General features: G+C 66.5%; 17 protein-coding genes and 1 pseudogene. 12 read left to right on the top strand and 6 right to left on the bottom strand.

From position 1 onward, the window contains the following. Window positions 1-38: 38 nt before the first annotated feature. Window positions 39-262: pseudogene (locus tag ACQP0C_RS25100) on the bottom strand (IS1380 family transposase); the annotation flags it as partial. Between the two features lie 126 nt (window positions 263-388). Between ACQP0C_RS25100 and ACQP0C_RS25095 the strand changes: the two are divergent. The 4 genes from ACQP0C_RS25095 to ACQP0C_RS25080 all read left to right on the top strand — a co-directional run bounded on the left by ACQP0C_RS25095 (window position 389) and on the right by ACQP0C_RS25080 (window position 4,016). Beyond that, window positions 389-838 (top strand): hypothetical protein, encoded by a 450-nt coding sequence (locus ACQP0C_RS25095; protein WP_433723659.1) that lies wholly within the window; start codon window positions 389-391, stop codon window positions 836-838. A 90-nt stretch (window positions 839-928) separates the two neighbouring features. Continuing rightward, window positions 929-1,561: a PadR family transcriptional regulator gene (locus tag ACQP0C_RS25090; RefSeq protein ID WP_433723657.1), complete on the top strand. Its 633-nt coding sequence runs from the start codon at window positions 929-931 to the stop codon at window positions 1,559-1,561. 74 nt (window positions 1,562-1,635) lie between these two features. Further along, window positions 1,636-2,904 carry a bifunctional 3,4-dihydroxy-2-butanone-4-phosphate synthase/GTP cyclohydrolase II gene (locus ACQP0C_RS25085; protein WP_433723655.1) on the top strand — a complete coding sequence of 423 codons (1,269 nt, stop codon included), beginning with the start codon at window positions 1,636-1,638 and terminating at the stop codon, window positions 2,902-2,904. 167 nt (window positions 2,905-3,071) lie between these two features. After that, a complete protein-coding gene (locus ACQP0C_RS25080; RefSeq protein ID WP_433723653.1) occupies window positions 3,072-4,016 on the top strand; it encodes an expansin EXLX1 family cellulose-binding protein in 945 nt (314 codons plus the stop codon). Window positions 4,017-4,019: 3 nt separating this feature from the next. Here the strand turns inward: ACQP0C_RS25080 and ACQP0C_RS25075 are convergent, their stop codons facing one another. Together ACQP0C_RS25075 and ACQP0C_RS25070 are read right to left on the bottom strand one after the other, a co-directional pair. Beyond that, window positions 4,020-5,708 carry an FAD-binding dehydrogenase gene (locus tag ACQP0C_RS25075; protein ID WP_433723651.1) on the bottom strand — a complete coding sequence of 563 codons (1,689 nt, stop codon included), beginning with the start codon at window positions 5,706-5,708 and terminating at the stop codon, window positions 4,020-4,022. Continuing rightward, window positions 5,705-6,346, bottom strand: coding sequence for a TetR/AcrR family transcriptional regulator (locus ACQP0C_RS25070; RefSeq protein WP_433723649.1), 642 nt, complete (start codon window positions 6,344-6,346; stop codon window positions 5,705-5,707). Before ACQP0C_RS25070 ends, ACQP0C_RS25075 begins: the two co-directional genes overlap by 4 nt. A 183-nt stretch (window positions 6,347-6,529) precedes the next feature. On the opposite strand from ACQP0C_RS25070, the gene ACQP0C_RS25065 reads away from it, so the two are divergent. The 6 genes from ACQP0C_RS25065 (at window position 6,530) to ACQP0C_RS25040 (ending at window position 13,968) form a co-directional block, all read left to right on the top strand. Then, entirely contained in the window at window positions 6,530-7,528 is a 999-nt protein-coding gene (locus ACQP0C_RS25065; RefSeq protein WP_433734650.1) for a zinc-binding alcohol dehydrogenase family protein, read from the top strand. Window positions 7,529-7,711: 183 nt separating this feature from the next. Then, on the top strand, window positions 7,712-8,371 hold the full coding sequence (locus ACQP0C_RS25060) for a cutinase family protein (protein WP_433723647.1): 660 nt from the start codon (window positions 7,712-7,714) through the stop codon (window positions 8,369-8,371). A 100-nt stretch (window positions 8,372-8,471) separates the two neighbouring features. Beyond that, window positions 8,472-10,172 (top strand): bifunctional metallophosphatase/5'-nucleotidase, encoded by a 1,701-nt coding sequence (locus tag ACQP0C_RS25055; RefSeq protein ID WP_433723645.1) that lies wholly within the window; start codon window positions 8,472-8,474, stop codon window positions 10,170-10,172. Between the two features lie 96 nt (window positions 10,173-10,268). Next, on the top strand, window positions 10,269-10,727 hold the full coding sequence (locus tag ACQP0C_RS25050) for a DUF1707 and DUF4190 domain-containing protein (protein WP_433723643.1): 459 nt from the start codon (window positions 10,269-10,271) through the stop codon (window positions 10,725-10,727). Between the two features lie 279 nt (window positions 10,728-11,006). Further along, complete coding sequence (locus ACQP0C_RS25045; RefSeq protein WP_433723641.1) at window positions 11,007-13,040, top strand: SDR family oxidoreductase; 2,034 nt, start codon at window positions 11,007-11,009, stop codon at window positions 13,038-13,040. 223 nt (window positions 13,041-13,263) lie between these two features. Beyond that, the gene (locus tag ACQP0C_RS25040; protein ID WP_433723639.1) at window positions 13,264-13,968 is read left to right on the top strand and encodes a GAF and ANTAR domain-containing protein; all 705 of its coding nucleotides are present in this window, start codon (window positions 13,264-13,266) and stop codon (window positions 13,966-13,968) included. Window position 13,969: 1 nt separating this feature from the next. Here ACQP0C_RS25040 and ACQP0C_RS25035 read toward each other — a convergent pair whose 3' ends face one another. Next, window positions 13,970-14,731 (bottom strand): ANTAR domain-containing protein, encoded by a 762-nt coding sequence (locus ACQP0C_RS25035; protein WP_433723637.1) that lies wholly within the window; start codon window positions 14,729-14,731, stop codon window positions 13,970-13,972. 335 nt (window positions 14,732-15,066) lie between these two features. On the opposite strand from ACQP0C_RS25035, the gene ACQP0C_RS25030 reads away from it, so the two are divergent. Both ACQP0C_RS25030 and ACQP0C_RS25025 read left to right on the top strand, forming a co-directional pair. Further along, window positions 15,067-15,780 (top strand): GAF and ANTAR domain-containing protein, encoded by a 714-nt coding sequence (locus tag ACQP0C_RS25030; protein WP_433723635.1) that lies wholly within the window; start codon window positions 15,067-15,069, stop codon window positions 15,778-15,780. A gap of 197 nt (window positions 15,781-15,977) precedes the next feature. Beyond that, window positions 15,978-16,631, top strand: coding sequence for a sigma-70 family RNA polymerase sigma factor (locus ACQP0C_RS25025; RefSeq protein ID WP_433723633.1), 654 nt, complete (start codon window positions 15,978-15,980; stop codon window positions 16,629-16,631). A 232-nt stretch (window positions 16,632-16,863) separates the two neighbouring features. Here the strand turns inward: ACQP0C_RS25025 and ACQP0C_RS25020 are convergent, their stop codons facing one another. Then, window positions 16,864-18,000, bottom strand: a complete 1,137-nt coding sequence (locus tag ACQP0C_RS25020; RefSeq protein WP_433723631.1) for a glycosyltransferase — start codon at window positions 17,998-18,000, stop codon at window positions 16,864-16,866. Further along, the gene (locus tag ACQP0C_RS25015) at window positions 17,997-19,370 is read right to left on the bottom strand and encodes a glutamate-1-semialdehyde 2,1-aminomutase (RefSeq protein ID WP_433723629.1); all 1,374 of its coding nucleotides are present in this window, start codon (window positions 19,368-19,370) and stop codon (window positions 17,997-17,999) included. Before ACQP0C_RS25015 ends, ACQP0C_RS25020 begins: the two co-directional genes overlap by 4 nt. Window positions 19,371-19,385 lie beyond the last annotated feature (15 nt).

The following is a 19,385-nucleotide window of genomic DNA, read 5'->3' as shown; positions in this document are numbered from 1 at the left end:
AGATGTTCCTCCGTTAGGACACCTGGTGCGCAGCAGGTCGATGCTGCCCGCGCACATTCCCGCGCGATCAGCGTGGCCAGCTTCGGCGCCGGGGTGGCCGACCCGGACTTGATCCGCGGCGAGCCGATCGCGATCTTCTCGTCGAACATGCTGGGCCGGTCTGCTCGGCCGGTGTTGTCACCGGGACCAGTGCGGCCACCGACACGATGTCGTCGTCGTCGAACCTCGCCGAGTCTGCGGCGGACCTGTGGAACAATCGCACGGAAAGTGTCTGCCTGTCCTGGTCTTGATTATTGCGTGAGAATCCCAGTTCAGAAGGCACTTTTTCCATTTCGCCACACCTCGACAGCCAGATACCTCCACGAATCGAGGCTAAGGAGACGCAAACATGGCCGCTGTGGCTGACCTTGCCGTGGGGATCGCGCCCATCGCCGGGGGAGTGGCTCTCGGTGCCGCGGCGGGATATCTGAGGGGTCCGGATGTCCGCAAGGCGATCAAGCAGGATATGGAACTGCTGGACCACCTGCCTCCGGAGGAGGTGGAGCGGCGAGCCGAACTCCAACGGAGCATCGATAGTCGCGTCGACGACCTGGTCGCGGCCGTCGACCGATACCGGCCGCTGCGCAGAGCGGCCGCCTCCTATCGCGGCGGCTTGCGCGACATCCTGCTGTTCATCGGCGCGATTCTATTTACGGTGGTCTGGTGGAGCGTCGATCATGATAAGAGCAGCTGGCTACCGATGTTCGTTGTTCTCATTGTGATGTCAGTGTGGGCGGCCGGCTATGCGCTCAGCGGTCTGCGCACATCCCTACTCATTTTCCGGCGAAGGAAGGACTGATCCACAGCACCGTGCCAGCCGACACCGCACATAGCGTGACTCGGATAGTGTCCTAACACCCGAAATATGCCTAAGCGATATAGTCCTACCGTGACCGAAGCGAAGTCCCCGGTGGACGCCCGGGTCCCCGATCTGCCGACGACCAGTTGGGCCGTGCTCGGCATGCTCTCGCACGCCGATGAACTCTCCGGCTACGACCTGAAGAAATGGGCCGACTGGAGCCTGCAATTCTTCTACTGGAGCCCATCGTTCAGCCAGATCTACGCCGAGCTCAAACGCCTCGAGAAATACGGCTACGCCACCTCGCGCACCGTGCTGCAGGACGACGGCGTGCGCGGCAAGCGGATGTACGCGATCACCGAGAGCGGCCGTGCCGCCGCGGCGCACTGGGTGAACCACGCGCCGGTGGAAGCGCCGGTGCTCAAGCACAGCGTCATGCTGCGCGCGTGGCTCGGTCATCTGGCCGAACCGGACCGGCTGCGCGAAATCCTGACCGAGCACATCGGATACGCGGAGAAGATGCGCAAACTGGCCGAGGTCGATGCCGAGGGCGCCGATGAGAACCCGGACTGGGCCTATCCGGGGGCGGTATTGCGCTGGTGTGTGCGCCATTACGAGGCCGAGCGCGATTTCGCCAGGGAGTTGCTCGCCGACGTGGACAAACTCGCCGACCGGATCCCGCAGAAGAAGACGGCGAAGGGTAAGGGGCGCCGCGCTTCCTGAGTTCGTCCACTCACCGGGACGCACGCTTCCTATGACTAGTCGAAATACTTCTACTAGTCATATAGGAGGTGGTCATGCGTATCGAGTTCGCAGATCAGCGTCGCACGATCGGGTCGGCGCTGGATCCCATTGAGACCGCGCTGGCCGCGCTCGCGGGAGGCGGCATGGTCGTCGTGGTGGACGATGAGAATCGGGAGAACGAGGGCGATCTGGTGTTGGCCGCCGCGTTGGCGACGCCGGAATCGATCGCGTTCATGGTCCGACACACCAGTGGCGTGCTGTGCGCGCCGCTCGCCGGTGCGGATCTGGACCGGCTCCGGCTGCCACCGATGACGCCGGTCAACGAGGACCCCAAGGGGACGGCATACACGGTGTCGGTGGACGCGGCGTCCGGTGTGACGACCGGGATCTCGGCCGCCGACCGCGCACAGACCGTGCGCTCGCTGGCCGATCCGCGCACCGGACCGGACGATCTGACCAGACCGGGCCACGTCTTCCCGCTGCGCGCGCATCCCAGCGGTGTGCTCGGCCGTGCGGGGCACACCGAGGCCGCCGTGGACCTGACCCGGCTGGCCGGACTCCGACCGGCCGGTGTGATCGCCGAAATCGTGAACGACGACGGATCGATGGCGCGTCTTCCACAGCTGCTCGAGTTCGCCGAAACTCATGCACTGCCGATTATTTCGATCGCTGATCTGATCGAGTACCGCCGGCGCGTCGAGTACACCCTGACCCGGGTGGTCGAGACTCGCCTGCCGACCCGATTCGGCGAATTCCGCGTTCTCGGATATCGCGACGAGATGTCCGGAACCGAAACGCTCGCACTGGTCTTCGGCGATCCGGGCCGCGAATCGGTATTGACCCGGCTGCATTCGGAATGCCTCACCGGTGATGCCCTCGGCTCGCTGCGCTGCGATTGCGGCGATCAGCTCGACGCCGCCCTGCGGGCGGTGGCCGAAGAGGGCAGTGGAGTGGTGATCTACCTGCGCGGCCAGGAGGGCCGCGGCATCGGGTTGTTGAACAAATTGCGCGCGTATGAATTACAGGACCGCGGGGCCGATACCGTCGAAGCGAATCTGGCACTCGGGTTGCCGGTCGATGCCCGCAGGTATGCGGCGGGTGCGCAGGTGCTCGCCGATCTCGGTATTCGTTCGGTGCGGCTGCTCAGCAACAACCCGGCCAAGCAGTTGGGGCTGGAAGATTATGGGGTCACGGTGGTGCGGCGGCTGTCGCTGCAGGCGACGCCGACCGAACACAACATCCGCTACCTGCGCGCCAAGCGCGATCGGATGGATCATCAACTCTCCGGCGTCGACGCCGAACCGGCAAGAGTTACCTCGTAGGTACGGATCTTTTCCGATCTTGGGCGACGGCACCGAGCCGAATGCTGGCTGTTTGCCGTGAGATTGCCGACATGTGAGTGTTTCACTGCGTAGATTTTTCGTTCGAGTCATGCGTCGCGGGTCGGTTTGCTTTCCTGATCGGGTCAGGATCGAAAGTCCGTGAGTTGGTGAGCCGGAAGTCGGGGACGGCGGTGCACCGAATACCGATCAGACAGCAGCACTTCCACTCAGGGTGGCTGTGGACGGCCGTTGGCGTGATGCTCGGCGTGGTGGTACTGGCGCTGTGGCTCGCCAGACCCCAGCCGCAGCCGTCCTGCGCTGCCACGCGGTCGGTCCCCGATATCGGGACCACGTCGCGAATGCTGGTGGCCACCAGCAGTGCCGGCGTCGTGAACCGGCACACCGTGGAGGCGTCGATACCCGCGCGGCGCGGGGAGGCGCGGTACTACGCCTTCGGTCCCGGTGTTGCCTGTTCGTTCACCGGGCTGCCGACCGATGGCTTCTATGTGGGGATCTCCACCGCGGAATACGCTCACGCCGATCTGTGTGGCGCCTATCTCGATGTGCACGGCCCACGCGGTGACGTCCGGGTGCTCATCGCCGATCGCTGCCCGGGATGTGCGCCGGGACAACTGGATTTGACCACCGCCGCCTTCGAACAGATCGCGGACCGGTCCGCCGGCGTCGCGCAGGTCCGCTATGCCGTGGTCCGCGATCCCTTCCCCGCACCCGAACTGAACTATGAGCTGAAGCCGGACTCGTCAGCCCATTGGCTGGCCATGCTGGTCACCGGATCGGGAAATCCCATCCAGCGGGTGGCATTACGGTCCGTACCGGACAACGGCCCGTGGCTCGAGCTCAACCGCGGCATGGACAACTACTGGACGATCAGCAATGCCGGACCCGGACCGTTTTCGGCGCGGGTGGCCGATGTCCGGGGGCATCAGGTGGAGATATCCGGGATCGTCCTGGAACAGGGTCCGCGCGACACCGGCCTGAGCCTCTACACCGAGCCGATCCCGGAACCGCCGCCCGCACCGATAACGGCGGTTCCCGCCACCACCGCGCCGCAGGCGCCATCGAGCGTCGCCGCGACCGGCTGTCAGGGCTAGCGGTCAGCGGAGTTTCGCGGTGGCTCGACCGGCGGCACGGCCGGAGAAGATGCAGCCACCGAGGAAGGTGCCCTCCAGCGCGTTGTATCCGTGCACACCGCCGCCGCCGAATCCGGCCACCTCACCCGCGGCGTACAGTCCGGGCAGCGGAGTCCCGTCCGGACGCATGACCTGGGAGTCCAAATTGGTCTGCAGTCCGCCGAGGGTTTTGCGGGTCAGGATATTGAGCCGCACCGCGATCAGCGGACCGTGCGCCGGATCCAGGATGCGGTGCGGTTTGGCCACCCGGCCCGCCTTATCGCCGAAGTATTGGCGCGCGTTGTTGATCGCCATCAACTGGGCGTCTTTGGAGTACTTATTGGCGACCTCACGGTCGCGGGCGATGATCTGGCGCTCCAGATCGTCGTAGTCCAACTGCGGACCACGCGCGATCTTGTTCATGCCATCGACCAACTCGCGCAGCGTATCCGCGACCACGAAGTCGACCCCGTGCTGTTTGAAAGCCTCGACGGGGCCGGGAGCGCCCTTGGCCAACCGGCTCGTGAGCGTCAGCTTGAGATCCTTGCCGGTGATATCCGGATTCTGCTCGGAGCCCGAGAGCGCGAACTCCTTCTCGATGATCGACTGGGTGAGCACGAACCAGGAGTAGTCGTAGCCGGTGGCCAGAATCTCCTTCATCGTCGAGTTGGTGTCGAACCCGGGGAAACACGGTGCGGGCAACCGCTTTCCCTTGGCGTCGAACCACAGCGAGGACGGGCCCGGGATGATCCGGATGGCGTGATCGGGCCAGATCGGATTCCAATTGATGATGCCCTCGGTGTAGTGCCACATGCGATCCCGGTTGACGATCGCGCCGCCCGCGGCCTCGGAGATGCCGAGCATCCGTCCGTCCACATGCGCGGGAACACCGGAAATCATGGTCTCCGGCGCGGGGCCGAGCCGTTCGGTGGGCCAGTTGCGGCGGATGAGTTCGTGGTTGTGGCCGATGCCGCCGGAGGTCACGATGACGGCCTTGGCACGGAATTCGAAGTCGCCGACCACATTTCGGGAGGAGGCCCGGCCACGTTCCAGATCGGTCGGCTCCAGCACACTGCCGCGCACACCGACCACCGCGCCGTCCTCGACGATCAGCTCGTCGACCCGATGCCGGAAGCTGAAGCCGACCAGGCCGCGCCGCTCGCCCTCGAGCACCGGCTCCTGGAAGACCCGCACCACCTCGGGGCCGGTGCCCCAGGTCAGGTGGAAGCGCGGTACGGAATTGCCGTGCCCGTCGGCGAACGCACCGCCGCGCTCGGCCCAGCCGACCAAGGGGGTCACCCGCAAACCCAATTCGCGCAGATAGTCCCGCTTCTCGGTGGCCGCGAAGCGCACATAGGCCTGCGCCCACTGGCGGGCCCACTGGTCCTGGTCCTCGCGATCGAAACCCGCCGAGCCGAGCCAATCCTGCATGGCCAGTTCATAGGAATCCTTGATCCCGAGGCGGCGCTGCTCCGGACTGTCGACGAAGAACAGCCCACCGAGCGACCAGAACGCCTGGCCGCCGAGGTTATTGCGATTCTCCTGATCCAGCACATGCACCTTGCGGCCCGCCTTGACCAGTTCGTGGGTCGCCACGAGACCGGCCAGGCCAGCGCCGACAACGATGACATCCGCCTCTTGCGCGAATTCGGGACTGGGATCGGACATGGTCATCCTTCGGTTTCGGTGCTGTAGGCCAGCACGATGTGGCAGAACAGATCGGTGCGCCGCGTGCGCACCTTGCGGCTGCGGGGTTCCATCAGCACCTGAACGGTGGTGCCGTCGTGCACCGCGACCAGGGCCTGACCGAGCGCGACGGGATCGGGAACGGTCCGACCGATGCGCGAGAGTGCGGTGACGATGGTCGGCATCAGTGCCGCGACGATCGCCTCCTCGCGTTCGGCCATGACCTGTCGCAGCCCGGGCGTGCGCAGTGCGTGCGTGGTGAACTCCGCGGTGATGCGGTACCAGTCCTCGTCGATCGGCACGGCGCGGTCCAGGCGCTCGACCGCGGTACGGACATCGACGACACCGGGGACCGAGAAACCGTCCAGCGTCGCCCGGACACCGGCGATCATGTCGGCCGAACGCTGCTCCCACATGGCCAGGAACAACTCGTCGAGAGAGGTGAAGTTGGAGTAGAACGCACCGCGGGTGAAACCGGCCCGCTCGCATACGCGCTCCACCGAAGCACGGCCGAAACCCTCTTCGGCGAAGACCTCATAGGCGGCGGTGAGCAGGCGTTTGCGGGTCTCGGTGCGGCGACGGGTCACCCGGCGCGCCGGGGCGTCCGCATCGGTTGTCGATGCCACTGCGCACCTCCTGAGGCGTCGGTACTGTTCGATACACAAATGTATTCGATACAGAAATGTATCAGAAGGTCGACTCGCCGTCGGCGAAACGGATGGACCGGTGCGATCGGGATGGATAATCCGAAAGGACCGTTCCCCTGTCGGTGAGGAGTGATCGGTATGAGTGCGAGTGCGGGCGCGCGGATGACCGGCTGGCGGGTGCGGCGGCCGGGGCCGATCGATGCCGGACCACTGGACGCCGTCCGGGAAGCGGTGCCCGAACCCGCGCCCGGCGAACTTCTGGTCCGGGTGCTGGCGTGCGGGGTCTGTCGGACCGACCTGCATGTGGCCGAGGGTGATCTGCCGGTGCATCGGCCCGGTGTGGTGCCGGGGCACGAGGTCGTCGGGGAGGTGGTGGCGCTCGGGCCTGCGGTGTCGGAGTTCGCCGTCGGTGATCGCGTCGGCATCGCCTGGCTGCGCCACACCTGCGGCAGCTGCCGGTACTGTCTGCGCGGTGCGGAGAATCTCTGCCCGAATTCGGCGTACACCGGCTGGGACTCCGATGGCGGATACGCCGAATACGCCACTGCCCCAGCGGCTTACGCCCATCGGCTGCCCGCCGGTTACACCGATCTGGAGACCGCGCCCCTGCTGTGCGCCGGCATCATCGGCTACCGGGCGCTGCAGCGCGCGGATCTGCCCCAGGGGGGACGACTCGGGATCTACGGCTTCGGTGGCAGTGCGCATATCGCCGCGCAGGTCGCGCTGGCACGCGGCGCCGAGGTGCACGTGATGACCAGGGATGCGGCCGCGCGCGAATTGGCCAGCGACCTCGGCGCCGCCTCGGTGCAGGGCGCGGCGGATCCGCCTCCGGTGCAACTGGATTCGGCGATCTTGTTCGCACCGGTCGGCGAGCTGGTGCTGCCCGCACTCGAAGCGCTCGATCGCGGCGGCGTGCTCGCCATCGCGGGCATCCATCTCAGCGATATCCCGTCGCTGAACTATCAGCGGCACCTGTTCCAGGAGCGCGAGATTCGCTCGGTGACTGCCAACACCCGCGTCGACGCGCGTGAATTCCTCACGCTGGCGGGCGAACACCGGATACATGTGACGACAACTGGGTACTCCCTCGGTACAGCAGATCGAGCCCTCGCGGATCTCGCACACGGACGTTTCACTGGCGCAGCGGTTCTCATTCCCTGAGCGCTGAAACACCCCTGGGCGGAGGGGATTACCGAGACACGATTCAGCGTTGATTAGATCTCGCTTCAGCTGAGTTGCTTGAAGCAACTCTCCATCGTCCTTACCTTGGCGGATATAGCCGGTTGACGCTTGTCACTGACAAGCGTCAACCGGCTTCTCACAACGGCGTGAGAGGTGATCACGATGGAAATCCGGAAGGTAAAAGTCTTCGACAAGCGGCGGTTGGCGCGGGTATTGGCTGTGCTGTTGCTCGTGGCCGGGGCCGGGGCGGTGACCAGTACGGGCGCGCAGGCACGGGCGGACTGTGCCGACGTCGATGTGGTCGTGGCCAGGGGCACCGGGGAACCCGGGTGGCTCGGCTCCGTCGTCGGCGATCCGCTGTACGACACACTGCTGCAGGCACTTCCGGTCAGTAGCAGCGCCTACCGGGTGGACTATCCGGCGGATCTGCTCGACCCCGCCTCGCTCAGCCGGGGCACCCAGGATATGACCGACCATGTCATCCGGCAGTCGCAGATGTGCCCGGATCAGCAGTTCATCCTGGTCGGCTACTCACAGGGTGCGGCCGTCGTACACGGCGTGGTCGGCACCGGCATCGTGACCGCATTGCCCGGGATCTACGTGCTCCCCGGCGATCTCGAATGGAAGGTGTCCGCGGTCCTGCTGTTCGGCGACCCCCTGCGCCTGATCGGGTGGGGCGTTCCCGGCAACTATGCCTGGAAGACCGCCGACTACTGCACCGCCGGTGATCCGGTCTGCGGTGGCGGCTTGGACCCGAGCCAGCACGGGAACTACGGCTGGGCATTCTGGCCGGCCGCGGACTTCGCGGCGAGCCGGGTGTAGGCCGGGAAATCCGCGCGGCGGGGTCGCAGATCGGCCCCGCCGCCGGTGTGTTCGCACGGGATTCATGCCGATGGCACCCGGGCGTGGGAAAGTCGGAAGCATGACAGCGCACCATCGCATCGGCACGATCATCGCGGGACTCGTGAGCATCGCCCTGGTGGCGGGGTGCGGTACCGCATCGGAGGGTGGCTCGGCCCCCTCGTCGGTGCCCGGGGTGATCCCCCTGATCTCGACCAACGATCTGCGCGGGGCGCAGTCGAACGAGGTACATCTGTTCGGGCTCAACGATTTACACGGCAATCTCCAGCCGCCCGCCGGTTCCACCGGCAAGATCGCCGGACACGACGCGGGCGGCGCCGCGTACCTGGCCACCCATCTGGCACGGTTGAAGCAGGCCTATCCGGCCAGTGCCGTGGTCGCGGCGGGCGACAATATCGGCGCGAGCCCACTGGTTTCCGGACTGTTCCACGACGAGCCGACCATCACCTTTCTGAACTCCATCGGCTTGGCCGCATCCGCGGTGGGCAATCACGAATTCGACAGCGGCGTCATCGAATTGGCGCGGCTGCGACAGGGTGGTTGCGCGCTCGCGGGATGCTCGCCGGGTGCGCCGTTCACCGGTGCGAAGTTCCCGTATCTGGCCGCCAATGTCACCGACGCCGACGGCAAGCTGCCGCCGACGCTGCGCCCCTGGACGGTGCTCGAGGTCGGCGGACACAAGATCGGTGTCATCGGCACGGTGACTCCGGAGACCGCGAGTATCGTTGTCCCCGAAGGCATTCGGGGCTACGCCTTCGGCGATGAGGTCGCCGCCATCAATCGGTACGTCCCCGAGGTGAAGGCGGCTGGCGCGGAAACCGTGGTCGCGCTGCTGCACGACGGCGGAGTGCAGAAACCGGCTCAGAATGTCGCGGTCGACTACAACGGTTGCGCCAATATCTCCGGCGAGGTCACCGCCTTGGCCACCGGCGTGGATCCGGCGGTGCGGGTGCTGCTCACGGGGCATTCGCATCAGCCGTATGTCTGCACCATCGACGGCAAGGTGGTCACCCAGGCCGCCTCCTATGGTCGGCTGATCACCGATATCACCCTGCGCTTCGGTGCCGACGGCGTTCAGGCCTCGGCGGTCAACCGGGTGGTGACCCGCGATGTCACCCCGGACGCCGCCACCACCGCCCTGATCGACTTCTATGCCGATCAGGCCAAGCCGCGCGCGGATCGGCCGGTCGGCATCGCGGCCGCGTCGCTGCCGCACGAACCGGCGGGCTCCGGCGAATCACCGCTGGGTGATGTGATCGCCGACTCGATGCTCTCGGTCACCGCGGCCGCGCCCGCCGCGGCGGTGGCCGCGTTCATGAATCCGGGCGGGGTGCGCACGGACCTGAAGTCCGGTGAGATCACCTACGGCGATATCTATACCGTCCAGCCGTTCGGCAATCAGGTGGTCACCGTCACACTGACCGGCAGTCAGATCCTGCGCCTGCTCGAACAGCAATGGAATATCGCGGGCAAGCCGACCGTCCTGTCACCTGCCGGGCTCACCTACACCTATGTCGAATCCGGCCCGAAGGGCGGCAAGGTGGTGGCGGCCAGCGTGCGCGTCGGCGGCCAGCCGCTCAATCCGGTCGCCACCTACCGCGTCACCACCAACAGTTTCCTGGCCTCCGGCGGCGACGGCTTCACCGTCTTCACCGAGGGCGCCGATAAGACCGTCGGCCCCATCGATCTCGACGCCTTCGAGTCCTATCTGCGGGGCCGCCCGCCGCTGGAATCGCCGCCTGCCCGCGCCGAGAAACGCTGAGCCGGTGGCGGTGGTCTCGAGTTGGTAACGGCCATCGCGCACGGGGATACGATCGGAGACAACGACGACGTTCCTCCGATCATCAGGGGGCACCAGATGGATCCCTTCATTGCCACCCCTAATCTGCGCGCGGCCGACGCCGATCGGGAAGAGGTCGTCGACGCGCTCAAACACAACTTTCAACTAGGTCGTCTCGATGCCGACGAACTGAGCGATCGAATCGGACAGGCCCTGTGCGCCAGGACCTTCGGTGATCTTGCCGTGGCGATGGAGGGGCTGCCGCCGATCCAACGCGCGGTGGGACAGCCGGTCTACCGGCCCTACCCGCGTGCGGTCAATCGGTCCAATCCGCTGGCCATCGCATCGCTGGTACTCGGTCTGCTCGGGGTGTGCTGCGGACTCTCGGCGCCGCTCGCGCTCATTCTCGGCATCGTCGGGCTGACCGAGGAGCGGAAGAACCCGGATCCGCGTCCGGCGACCGCGATCGCCGGTATCACGATCGCCGTGACCTTTGGCATCGTGTGGTTGATCGTGTGGGCAAACGCGCTGTCCTGATTGGGGATTCGCGCCCGGGCATTATCTGAAAACTGTTGTAACACACAATATTCGCGACTCCCGTTGGTGACCAGTCACACATCGCATTCGGCCGCAATTCGCTTGCCGGAGGCTAGCTGTGCCGATTAAAGTTACCGATCAGTAGGCGTGAAGGCGTTCCTGCTCCGGCCCGACCATTGTTGTCCGGCGGCCGAATCAAATGATGTCCGCATTCACTGCTGCATGCCGGGCGCGCATGTGTGACAACTCAATTCGAGTGCGACAGCAGGAGGATGTGCGATGACGACTTTCATCGTGACGGGCGGAACCGGGTTTTTGGGCCGGCGGGTCGTGCAGGGACTCCTGGAGGCCGATTCCGAGGCCATTGTGCATGTGCTGGTTCGTACCGCGTCGGTGGCGAAATTCAGTGAACTCGCCGCCGGCTGGACCGGCGGCGAACGCGCCTTTCCGATGCTCGGTGATCTGACCGCCGATGGCCTCGGACTGATCGAGGAGGCGCCGAAGGCCGATCATGTGATCCACCTCGGCGCGGTCTACGACATGACCGCCGATGAGGAGACCGCGCATGCGGCCAATGTCGCCGGCACCCGCTCGGTGCTCGAACTCGCCCGCGAACTGGGCGCGGTACTGCACCACGTCTCGTCGGTGGCCGTGGCCGGTGACCACAAGGGCAAATTCTTCGAGGAGGACTTCGACCTCGGCCAGCGGCTGACCTCGCCGTACCACCGCACCAAATTCGCGGCGGAGAAGATGGTCCGCGAATCCGAGGGCGTGCGCTGGCGGGTGTACCGGCCGGCGATCGTGGTCGGCGATTCCCGCACCGGCGAGATGGACAAGATCGACGGCCCGTACTACTTCTTCCCGGCCATTTCGCGCCTGGGCGCACTCCCGGCCGAACTGCCGATGCTGCTGCCGGAACTGGGCGCGACCAATATCGTGCCGGTCGACTATGTGGCGGGCGCCATGGTCGAACTGGTGCGCCGCACCGGACTCGACGGGCGCACCTTCCACCTGGTCAACCCGCAGCCGCAGCCGTTCGGCGACATCTACGGCGCACTCGCCGCCGCGGCGGGCGCGCCGAGCGGCATCGGCACGGTCCCCGGCAGCGGGCTCGCGCTGAGCGGGCTCTCGCATATCCCGGGCGTCGCGACGGTTCGCGACTTCCTGTTGGAGCAGATGGGAATTCCCGCCGAAGTCGCACCGCACGCCTCGTTCTCCGCGGAATTCGTGGCCGACTCCACCCGAGCGCAGTTGCGCGGGACGGGTTTGGCGGTGCCGTCCTTCGACAGCTACGCCGAGCGGCTGTGGCGATACTGGGCCGAGAACCTCGATCCGAACCGGGATCGGCCCGGCGACAGCGGTGACCCACTGGACGGGCGCGTCGTGCTGATCACCGGTGCCTCCTCTGGCATCGGCCTGGCCACCGCGCATGCCGTGGCGCAGCGCGGTGCGACCGTCATCATGGTGGCGCGCGGCGTCGATGACCTGGTGGCCGCCGCGGAGTCGGTGCGCGCCGAAGGCGGTGTCGCACACGTCTATCCGTGCGATATCACCGATCCCGACGGTGTCGAGGATTTGGTCGCGGCGGTGCTCGCCGATCACGGTCATGTCGATTATCTGGTGAACAATGCGGGCCGCTCGATCCGCCGTTCGGTGGTGAATTCCACCGATCGTATGCACGATTTCGAGCGGACCATGGCGGTGAATTACTTCGGCGCGGTGCGGCTCATTCTCGCGCTGCTGCCGTCGATGCGGGCGCGGCGTTTCGGGCATATCGTCAATATCTCCTCGATTGCCGTGCAGACGAAGGTGCCGCGATTTGCCGCATATGTGGCGAGCAAGTCGGCGCTGGACAACTTCAGCGAAATCGCTGCCGTCGAAAATCGCGATGCGGGAATCACTTTCACCTCGGTCCGCATGCCGCTGGTGCGCACCCCGATGATCGCGCCCACCGACCTCTACCGCTCACTGCCGGTTCCGGATCCCGACCGCGCCGCGGAAATCGTGGTGCGTGCCATCGAGGATCGCCCGCACCGCATCGACACCCCGGTCGGCACCTTCGCCCAGGCGGTCGAACTGCTGATGCCCTCGGTCAAGCGGACGATCATGCACCAGGGATTCCGGTGGTTCGGCGAATCGCATGCGGCACAGGGCAAGCCGACCGAAGTGCCCGCCGCCACCGAAGAAGCGGAGCAGGAATCGGAATCGGGGCGCGGCGCCCTGTCCTACCTCGCACCGGTGGTGCTGCCCCTGATGGCGTTGCCGAGTCCGGCCGCCCGGGTCACCCGCGTGATCCCCGGCCTGCATTGGTGATGACGCTCTAGGGCTGACGACCGAGGAGACAGCCGTTCGACACCAGGGTGTGGGACGTTCGGCCCTGGTGTGGACGAGGGGTGTTTCGTATTCTGGCGGTGCCGACCCACCGTATTCCCGTGGCGTAGTGGCGGTCCGGTGCCGCAACGGTGACGAATCCTGGGACAGGGGGACCGTCGAACTCGTGGCAGGGGTAGCGGTCGTGAGAGTTCCTAGGATTAGCGTGGGGCAGTTCGATCAGTTGACCGATGAGTTCTACTCGGCCCTCGAGTTTCTGACGAAGCTGTCGGCCGATGGCGGCGGGATGGCCGCCCTGTGCGGCGCCTGTGTCCGGGTGCTGCCGGTGCAGCGTGCGGCCATCCTGATCCAGGAGCGCGATGCCGGACTCCAGCCGTGGTGTGCCAGTGATCCGGTCGCGGCGCGGGTGGAGGCGGTGCAGGCCACCGCGGGGCAGGGTCCGGCCGTGGACGCGGTCGCCACGGGGGTGCCGGTGCTGGTCGCCGATCTGGGCGCGACCGCCGAGCGGTGGCCGGGCTTCGCCGATGAGTTGAACCGGGTGGCGGCGGCCGGATCGATGGTCGCGGTGCCATTGCAGATGGGGGTGGTGCGCTTCGGTGTGCTGGATCTGTATCAGGCGCGGCCGGGGCGGCCGGAACCGGCGGTGATCTCGGCGGGACTGCATATCGCCGATCTCGTCATTGCCCAGCTGATCGCCGGATCGACGCGATCCGCCCTCGCCGTGCAGTGGTGGGATCGACCGCTGACCAGCCGTGTCATCCACCAGGCCGCCGGAATCGTGATCGCGCAGTTGGGTATCGGCGCGCCCGATGCCTATGCGCGGCTGCGCGCGTGTGCGTTCGCGCGCGGGTTGTCGTTGGCCGAGGTCGCGCAGCTGGTGGTGGACAACCGGATTCGCTTCGATACCTGAATCAGTCCGTCGCCTCGGCGCGCAGATCGACGCGGCCCTCGACGATGTCGGCGGCGATATCGGTGAGACGGCGGCCGGTGGCGCGGGCATGCGCGCGCATGAGCTGGAATGCGAGATCCACATCCCGGCTGCCGTGCTCGGCGAGCACGCCCTTGGCCTGCTCGATGGCGATGCGGGTATGCAGTGCGGTGGGCAGCTGCGCGTGGATGGTCGCGCCTTGGGCGAGCAGGACATGATGCGCGATACCGATCGCCGCGATATCGGCGAGGATCTGTCCGATGCGCAGACCCAGATGGCCGAGCACAGCGGTGGGGGCGGCAAGGATCGTGAGCGCGCCGATGCTGTCGCGGTGCAGCCGCAGCGGCACGGCGTAGGCGCAGCGGTATCCGGCAGCCAGCGCCGCAGGGGCGAAATCCGGCCAAAGGTCCTGGGCGTCACGCAGATCGGGCACGGTTGCCGGACTCTTGCTCCGATAGGCGCGCAGGCCGGGGCCCTCGAAGTGCAACAGCTCCAGCAGTTGCGGCGCTTCGGTGGTCGAGGCCAGCACGTGCAGCTCACCGCGCTGGTCGGCCAGCAGTATTCCGGCATCGGCCGCATCCGTGACCTCGATGCAGGTCTCCAATAACTGTTGGCACAGTTCGATCACGTCGAAATCGCCTGCGAGGGCGTCGACCGCGCGCACAAGTAGCCGTAATAGCTGTGTCGACTGCGGTAGTGGCTCAGTGGATCGGTCTTGCTGCCGCTCGTCGAATGCGCGCCCCATTGCAGTCTCCCCGAGTCGGTTGCGGTGCATGCTGCTCGCCGCAGTCGACACATTTACGCGGAGAGAATTCAGCGAAAATAAGCCCTATCGTGCACCTCGATGTGCTCGATAAGGTCGAGCCTGTCGTCCATGGTGGCATCCGGATAGTGGTCATGTCGACCAGTGTGTGCCGCTCCCGTCCGCGGAATCCACAGGGTAGCTGGACATTTCATGACCGGGCCGCCGCGCCGAATTCCTGGTGTGCGAGTTCGCATAGCCATACCATGGAAATGTCAGCAAGTGCGGCGTGGGACTTGACGGGGACGATCGGCTTTCGCGTGTGCGGGGTGATTCGGGTGGCTGACAATGAGATGCTGGTTGCGGCGCGACTCGCCGAACTGCTCCCCGCGATCGGTGATACGGCGGAGATGGTGCGCCAGCTGATGCACAGTGCCACCGCCGCATTGGATCTGGCGGGCTGCACCGTCATGCTGATGCCGGACGAGACGCTGACCTCCGATGAACAAGCCCGCTTCGCGGCCGCCGCGCCGGAAGATTTCGTGGAAATCGAACTCTGCCAGCACAGCAGCGAACGCGGCCCGAGTGTGGACGCGTTCCGAACCGGTGATCCGATCGCGGTCGACGATATCGGTCGGCGCCGGGCGCGCTGGCCGGAGTTCTCCGCCGAGGCGATCCGGCACGGGGTGGCGTCGCTGGCCGAGATTCCGATGCGGGTCGGCGGGACCACCGTCGGCACGCTCGGCCTGTACGGTCCGACGCCGCGGGTCTGGACCGATCGCGACCTCTCGGTGGGCGGCCTGCTGGCCAGCATGGCGACCGGGCACATCCTGAACGCGAATGTCCTGCGCCGCCAACAGCGTTTGACCGCCCAGCTACAGCAGGCACTGGATTCACGGATCGTCATCGAACAGGCCAAGGGTGTGATCGCCAATGCCAGGCGGACCACCCCGGAGGCCGCCTTCGAGCTGATCCGGACCCATGCCCGCAAGAATCGGGTCGCGGTGCAGGCGGTGGCGAAGGGCATCGTCGAACTCGGACTGCGCATTTGATCCGATCGATGGCGAAAGGGTATCGGCGCATGCGCGCGACACGGTATCCTGGCTGACGGCGGATTCCCGGCCCGAGCCCCCGGCCGAATCCCCTTCTCCGACAGGTCCGTCCATGCCCTCGACGGTCTGCTTCGACGCATCACGCAACCGTCGAATCACTATCACTTGTCGCATCATCTGTCAGTCTGGGGGCAATCGTGATCTTGCTCGTATCGCAACGGTCCGAACGAATTCCGAGCGCTGCGCGACCCATCGCCCGCCCGGTTCGCGATCCGGTCGACACCGGATCCGACGAGGTCGATCCCGAGTTGGTGCACCGCATCGGTGGCGGCGACCGGGAGGCGTTCGGGCAGCTGTACCGCCGTACCCACGGTCTGGTCTACCGGCGCGTGCTGTCGATCGTCCGTGATCGCGGGTACGCCGAGGAGACCTGTCACGACGTCTATCTGGAGGTGTGGCGCTGTGCAGTCGGCTTCGACGAGCACCGCGGCTCGGTGCTGACCTGGTTGCGCATGCTCGCCCACCACCAGGCCGTGGACCGGGTCCGCCATGAGCGCGCCACCCTCGACCACAACCACTCCTGGGGCAGCCGGGACTATCAGCCGCCCAGCGATGTGGTCGCCGAGGAGGCGCTGCGTCGCGACGAAAGGGCGGCGCTGCGCAAAAGTCTCACCAACCTGACCGCACTGCAACACGAATCCATCTCCCTCGCTTACTATTCCGGTCTGACTTATCCACAGGTGGCCGCCCGCCTCGGCGTCGGCCTGCCGACGGTCAAATCTCGGATCCGCGCCGGGCTCGAACATCTGAAGACCGATCTGGTGGAACCGCAGGACCCGGGCACGCCATAGGTCAGGACTTCGCACGCCGCCGGTCCTTCGAGGCTTGCGATATCGAACTGCGCCAGCGTCGTAGGTCCGGTGTTGCTGCTGTTGCTGTCGAAGACACGCCATATCCCCCGGTGACACAGGCGGTTCGGCCGGAGTCATCGATGAATTCGACGACCTACTCATCTGCGAAGTCGTCCCGGGGTATCAGGCCTTCGACATGCTGAGTCGAGGTCGATCCTTCGTGCGAATTCGGTCAGGCGTTGTCCAGTGTTGTGGCGACGGTGTCGGCGATGTTCGCACGAAAGGCCTTGGGGGAGAAGGTCATGGCGTGGCTGCGGATGGCAGCCGGGTCGTAGGCCGTAGGATCGAAGCGGCGCATTGTCTCGGCGAGTCCGTCGATGATGTGTTCATCGCTGCCGTGCGCGACGTACTCGCCGGTTGTGCCCGCCCGCACGGTATCCAGGGCGCCGCCCTGGTCGACCGCGAGAACCGGTGTGCCGCAGGCCATTGCCTCGACGGGGACGATGCCGAAGTCCTCGATGCCCGGCATCAGCAGGGCTCGGCAGCGGCGGTACATATCGAGCAGGACGTCGAACGGGGTCGCGCCGAGGAAGGTGGTCTCGGCGCCCGCGATCGCGTCGAGTTGGGCGCGGAAGCGACCGTCGCCGAGGACGACCAGGCGCACGCCGGCGCGCTGGGCGGCGCGAATGGCCAGGTCCGGGCGTTTGTAGGGGACCAGGCGGCCCGCGACCAGGAAGAAGTCCTCGCGGGCGAGGGCCGGGTCCGGGGTGAAGTCGTCGACCTGGACGGGAGGATTGATGACCGTCGAGGGGAGCCCCCACCAGTCGCGGATGCGGGTGGCGACCGCGTGGGAGTTGGCGACGATATGGGTGAGCCTCGGTGCGGCACGCAATTCGGCACGACGGGCCAGGCGGCCGAGGGCGGTGAGTGCGAGTTGTCCCGCGCGCCCGCCCGCCTCCTGGGCGCGGAACTCGGGATCCCAGGCCCACCGCGCCGGACTGTGCACGTACACGATTGTCGGTGCGTCCGTGGCGAATACGGCCTGGGTGGCGAATGCGTGATGGCTGATCAGCACCGCGTCGAACCGCCCGCGCAGCGGGAGTCGGCGCAGTGCGCGGGGCGCGAAGGGCAGCAGCGGGGCATGTGATCGACGACCGGTCGCGGCGTGCGCGCGGCTCAGCCACGTGTCGTGCACCGTGGTCAACGGTGGCCGAATGCCCGCCGGATCGACAATGGGCGCGAATACCGTTGCGTCCGGCCAGGTTTCGAAGAATTCACCGACCACCGCCTCGGAGCCGCCGAATTCGGTGAACCGCTCGTGCACGATCGCGATGCGCGGCGATCCGGGACCGTTGTGCGACAGGCTCATTCGGGCACCGAGTCGACGCGGCGCGGTGCGGCCGTGCGTCGGATGGCCGGTGCCACCGGACGGCCCTCCAGCAGCCCGTCCACCGTGCCCTGCTCGATCGCCTTGCGGTACACGCTCGCCGCCTCGCGACAGGCGGTAATGGTCTGCGCGATATCGGATTCGGTATGCGCGGCCGAGGTGACAAAGGACTGACCGAGGACGCCGCGGTCCAGCAGTTCCTGCAGGAACAGGGTGCGGAACTCCTGGGACGGCTGGCCGTTCGGATCGCGGGTCACGAAGATCAGGCAGGAGGGGCGGCCGAGGACCTCGAGGTAGTCGGCGATGCCGAGATCGGCGGCGACCGCGTTCACTCCATCGGCGAGCAGGCGACCGGCCTGCTCCATCCGCGCGATCGGATCGCCGGTGGTGTATTCGTGCGCGACGGCGCGAAATGCGGCCAGCGAGGCCGACTCCGGGCCGTGCGTGGTGGAGAGCAGGAAGACGCGATCGCGGTCGGTGCGCAACCCGCCGAGTTCCATGAACTCGCGCTTGCCCGCCAGTGCCGAGATCGGAAAGCCATTGCCCATGGCCTTGCCCCAGCACGACAGGTCCGGGGTGACCTCGTAGATGGCCTGCGCCCCGCCGACCGACCAGCGGAATCCGGTGATCATCTCATCGAAGATGAGCAGGGCGCGGTGCCGATCGCAGAGTTCGCGCACACCCTCCAGAAAGTCGGGTTCGGGTTCGTGCAGTGCGGTGGCCGCCTCCATGACGACGGCGGCGACCGCGCCGGTGTTCAGCACGGCGGCCAGTGAGGGCAGATCGTTGTAGCGGAACTTCATGGTGCCCGCGGTGGCCTCGGTGGGGATGCCACTGGCCATCGCCGTGGTGCCGATGAACCAGTCGTCCACCGAGAAGAACGGTTGGTCGCAGACCGCGATGACGGTGCGCCCGGTGGCGGCCCTGGCCAGCCGCACCGCGGCGGTGGTCGCATCGGAGCCGTTCTTGGCGAATTTGACCATATCGGCGCCCGGTACCAGCGACAGGAAATCCTGTGCGGCGAGCAGTTCGAGTTCGGTCGGCCGACTGAAGCTGACACCGTCGGCAATGGCCCTGGTCACCGCCTCCAAGACCGGGCGGTACCCGTGGCCGAGGGTAACCGAACGCAGGCCCATGCCGTACTCGATATAACAATTGCCGTCAGCGTCCCAGACCCGGCAACCCTCCCCGCGCACCAGGATCGGGGCCATGAACTCCGGATATTGGTCGGGGCCACGGGCATAGGTATGCGCGCCACCAGGTACCAGATCGTGCAGCCGCGCTTGCAGTTCATTACTGCGCGCGAAACGTTTGCGGCGGGCCGCCGGGCCGTCGTGATCGACGTGGTCCATCCTGAGCTCCTGGGC

Source organism: Nocardia sp. CA-129566 (assembly GCF_050956075.1).
In the GTDB taxonomy this organism is placed as follows: Bacteria; Actinomycetota; Actinomycetes; order Mycobacteriales; family Mycobacteriaceae; genus Nocardia.
This window is presented reverse-complemented; position numbering and strand designations above follow the sequence as displayed.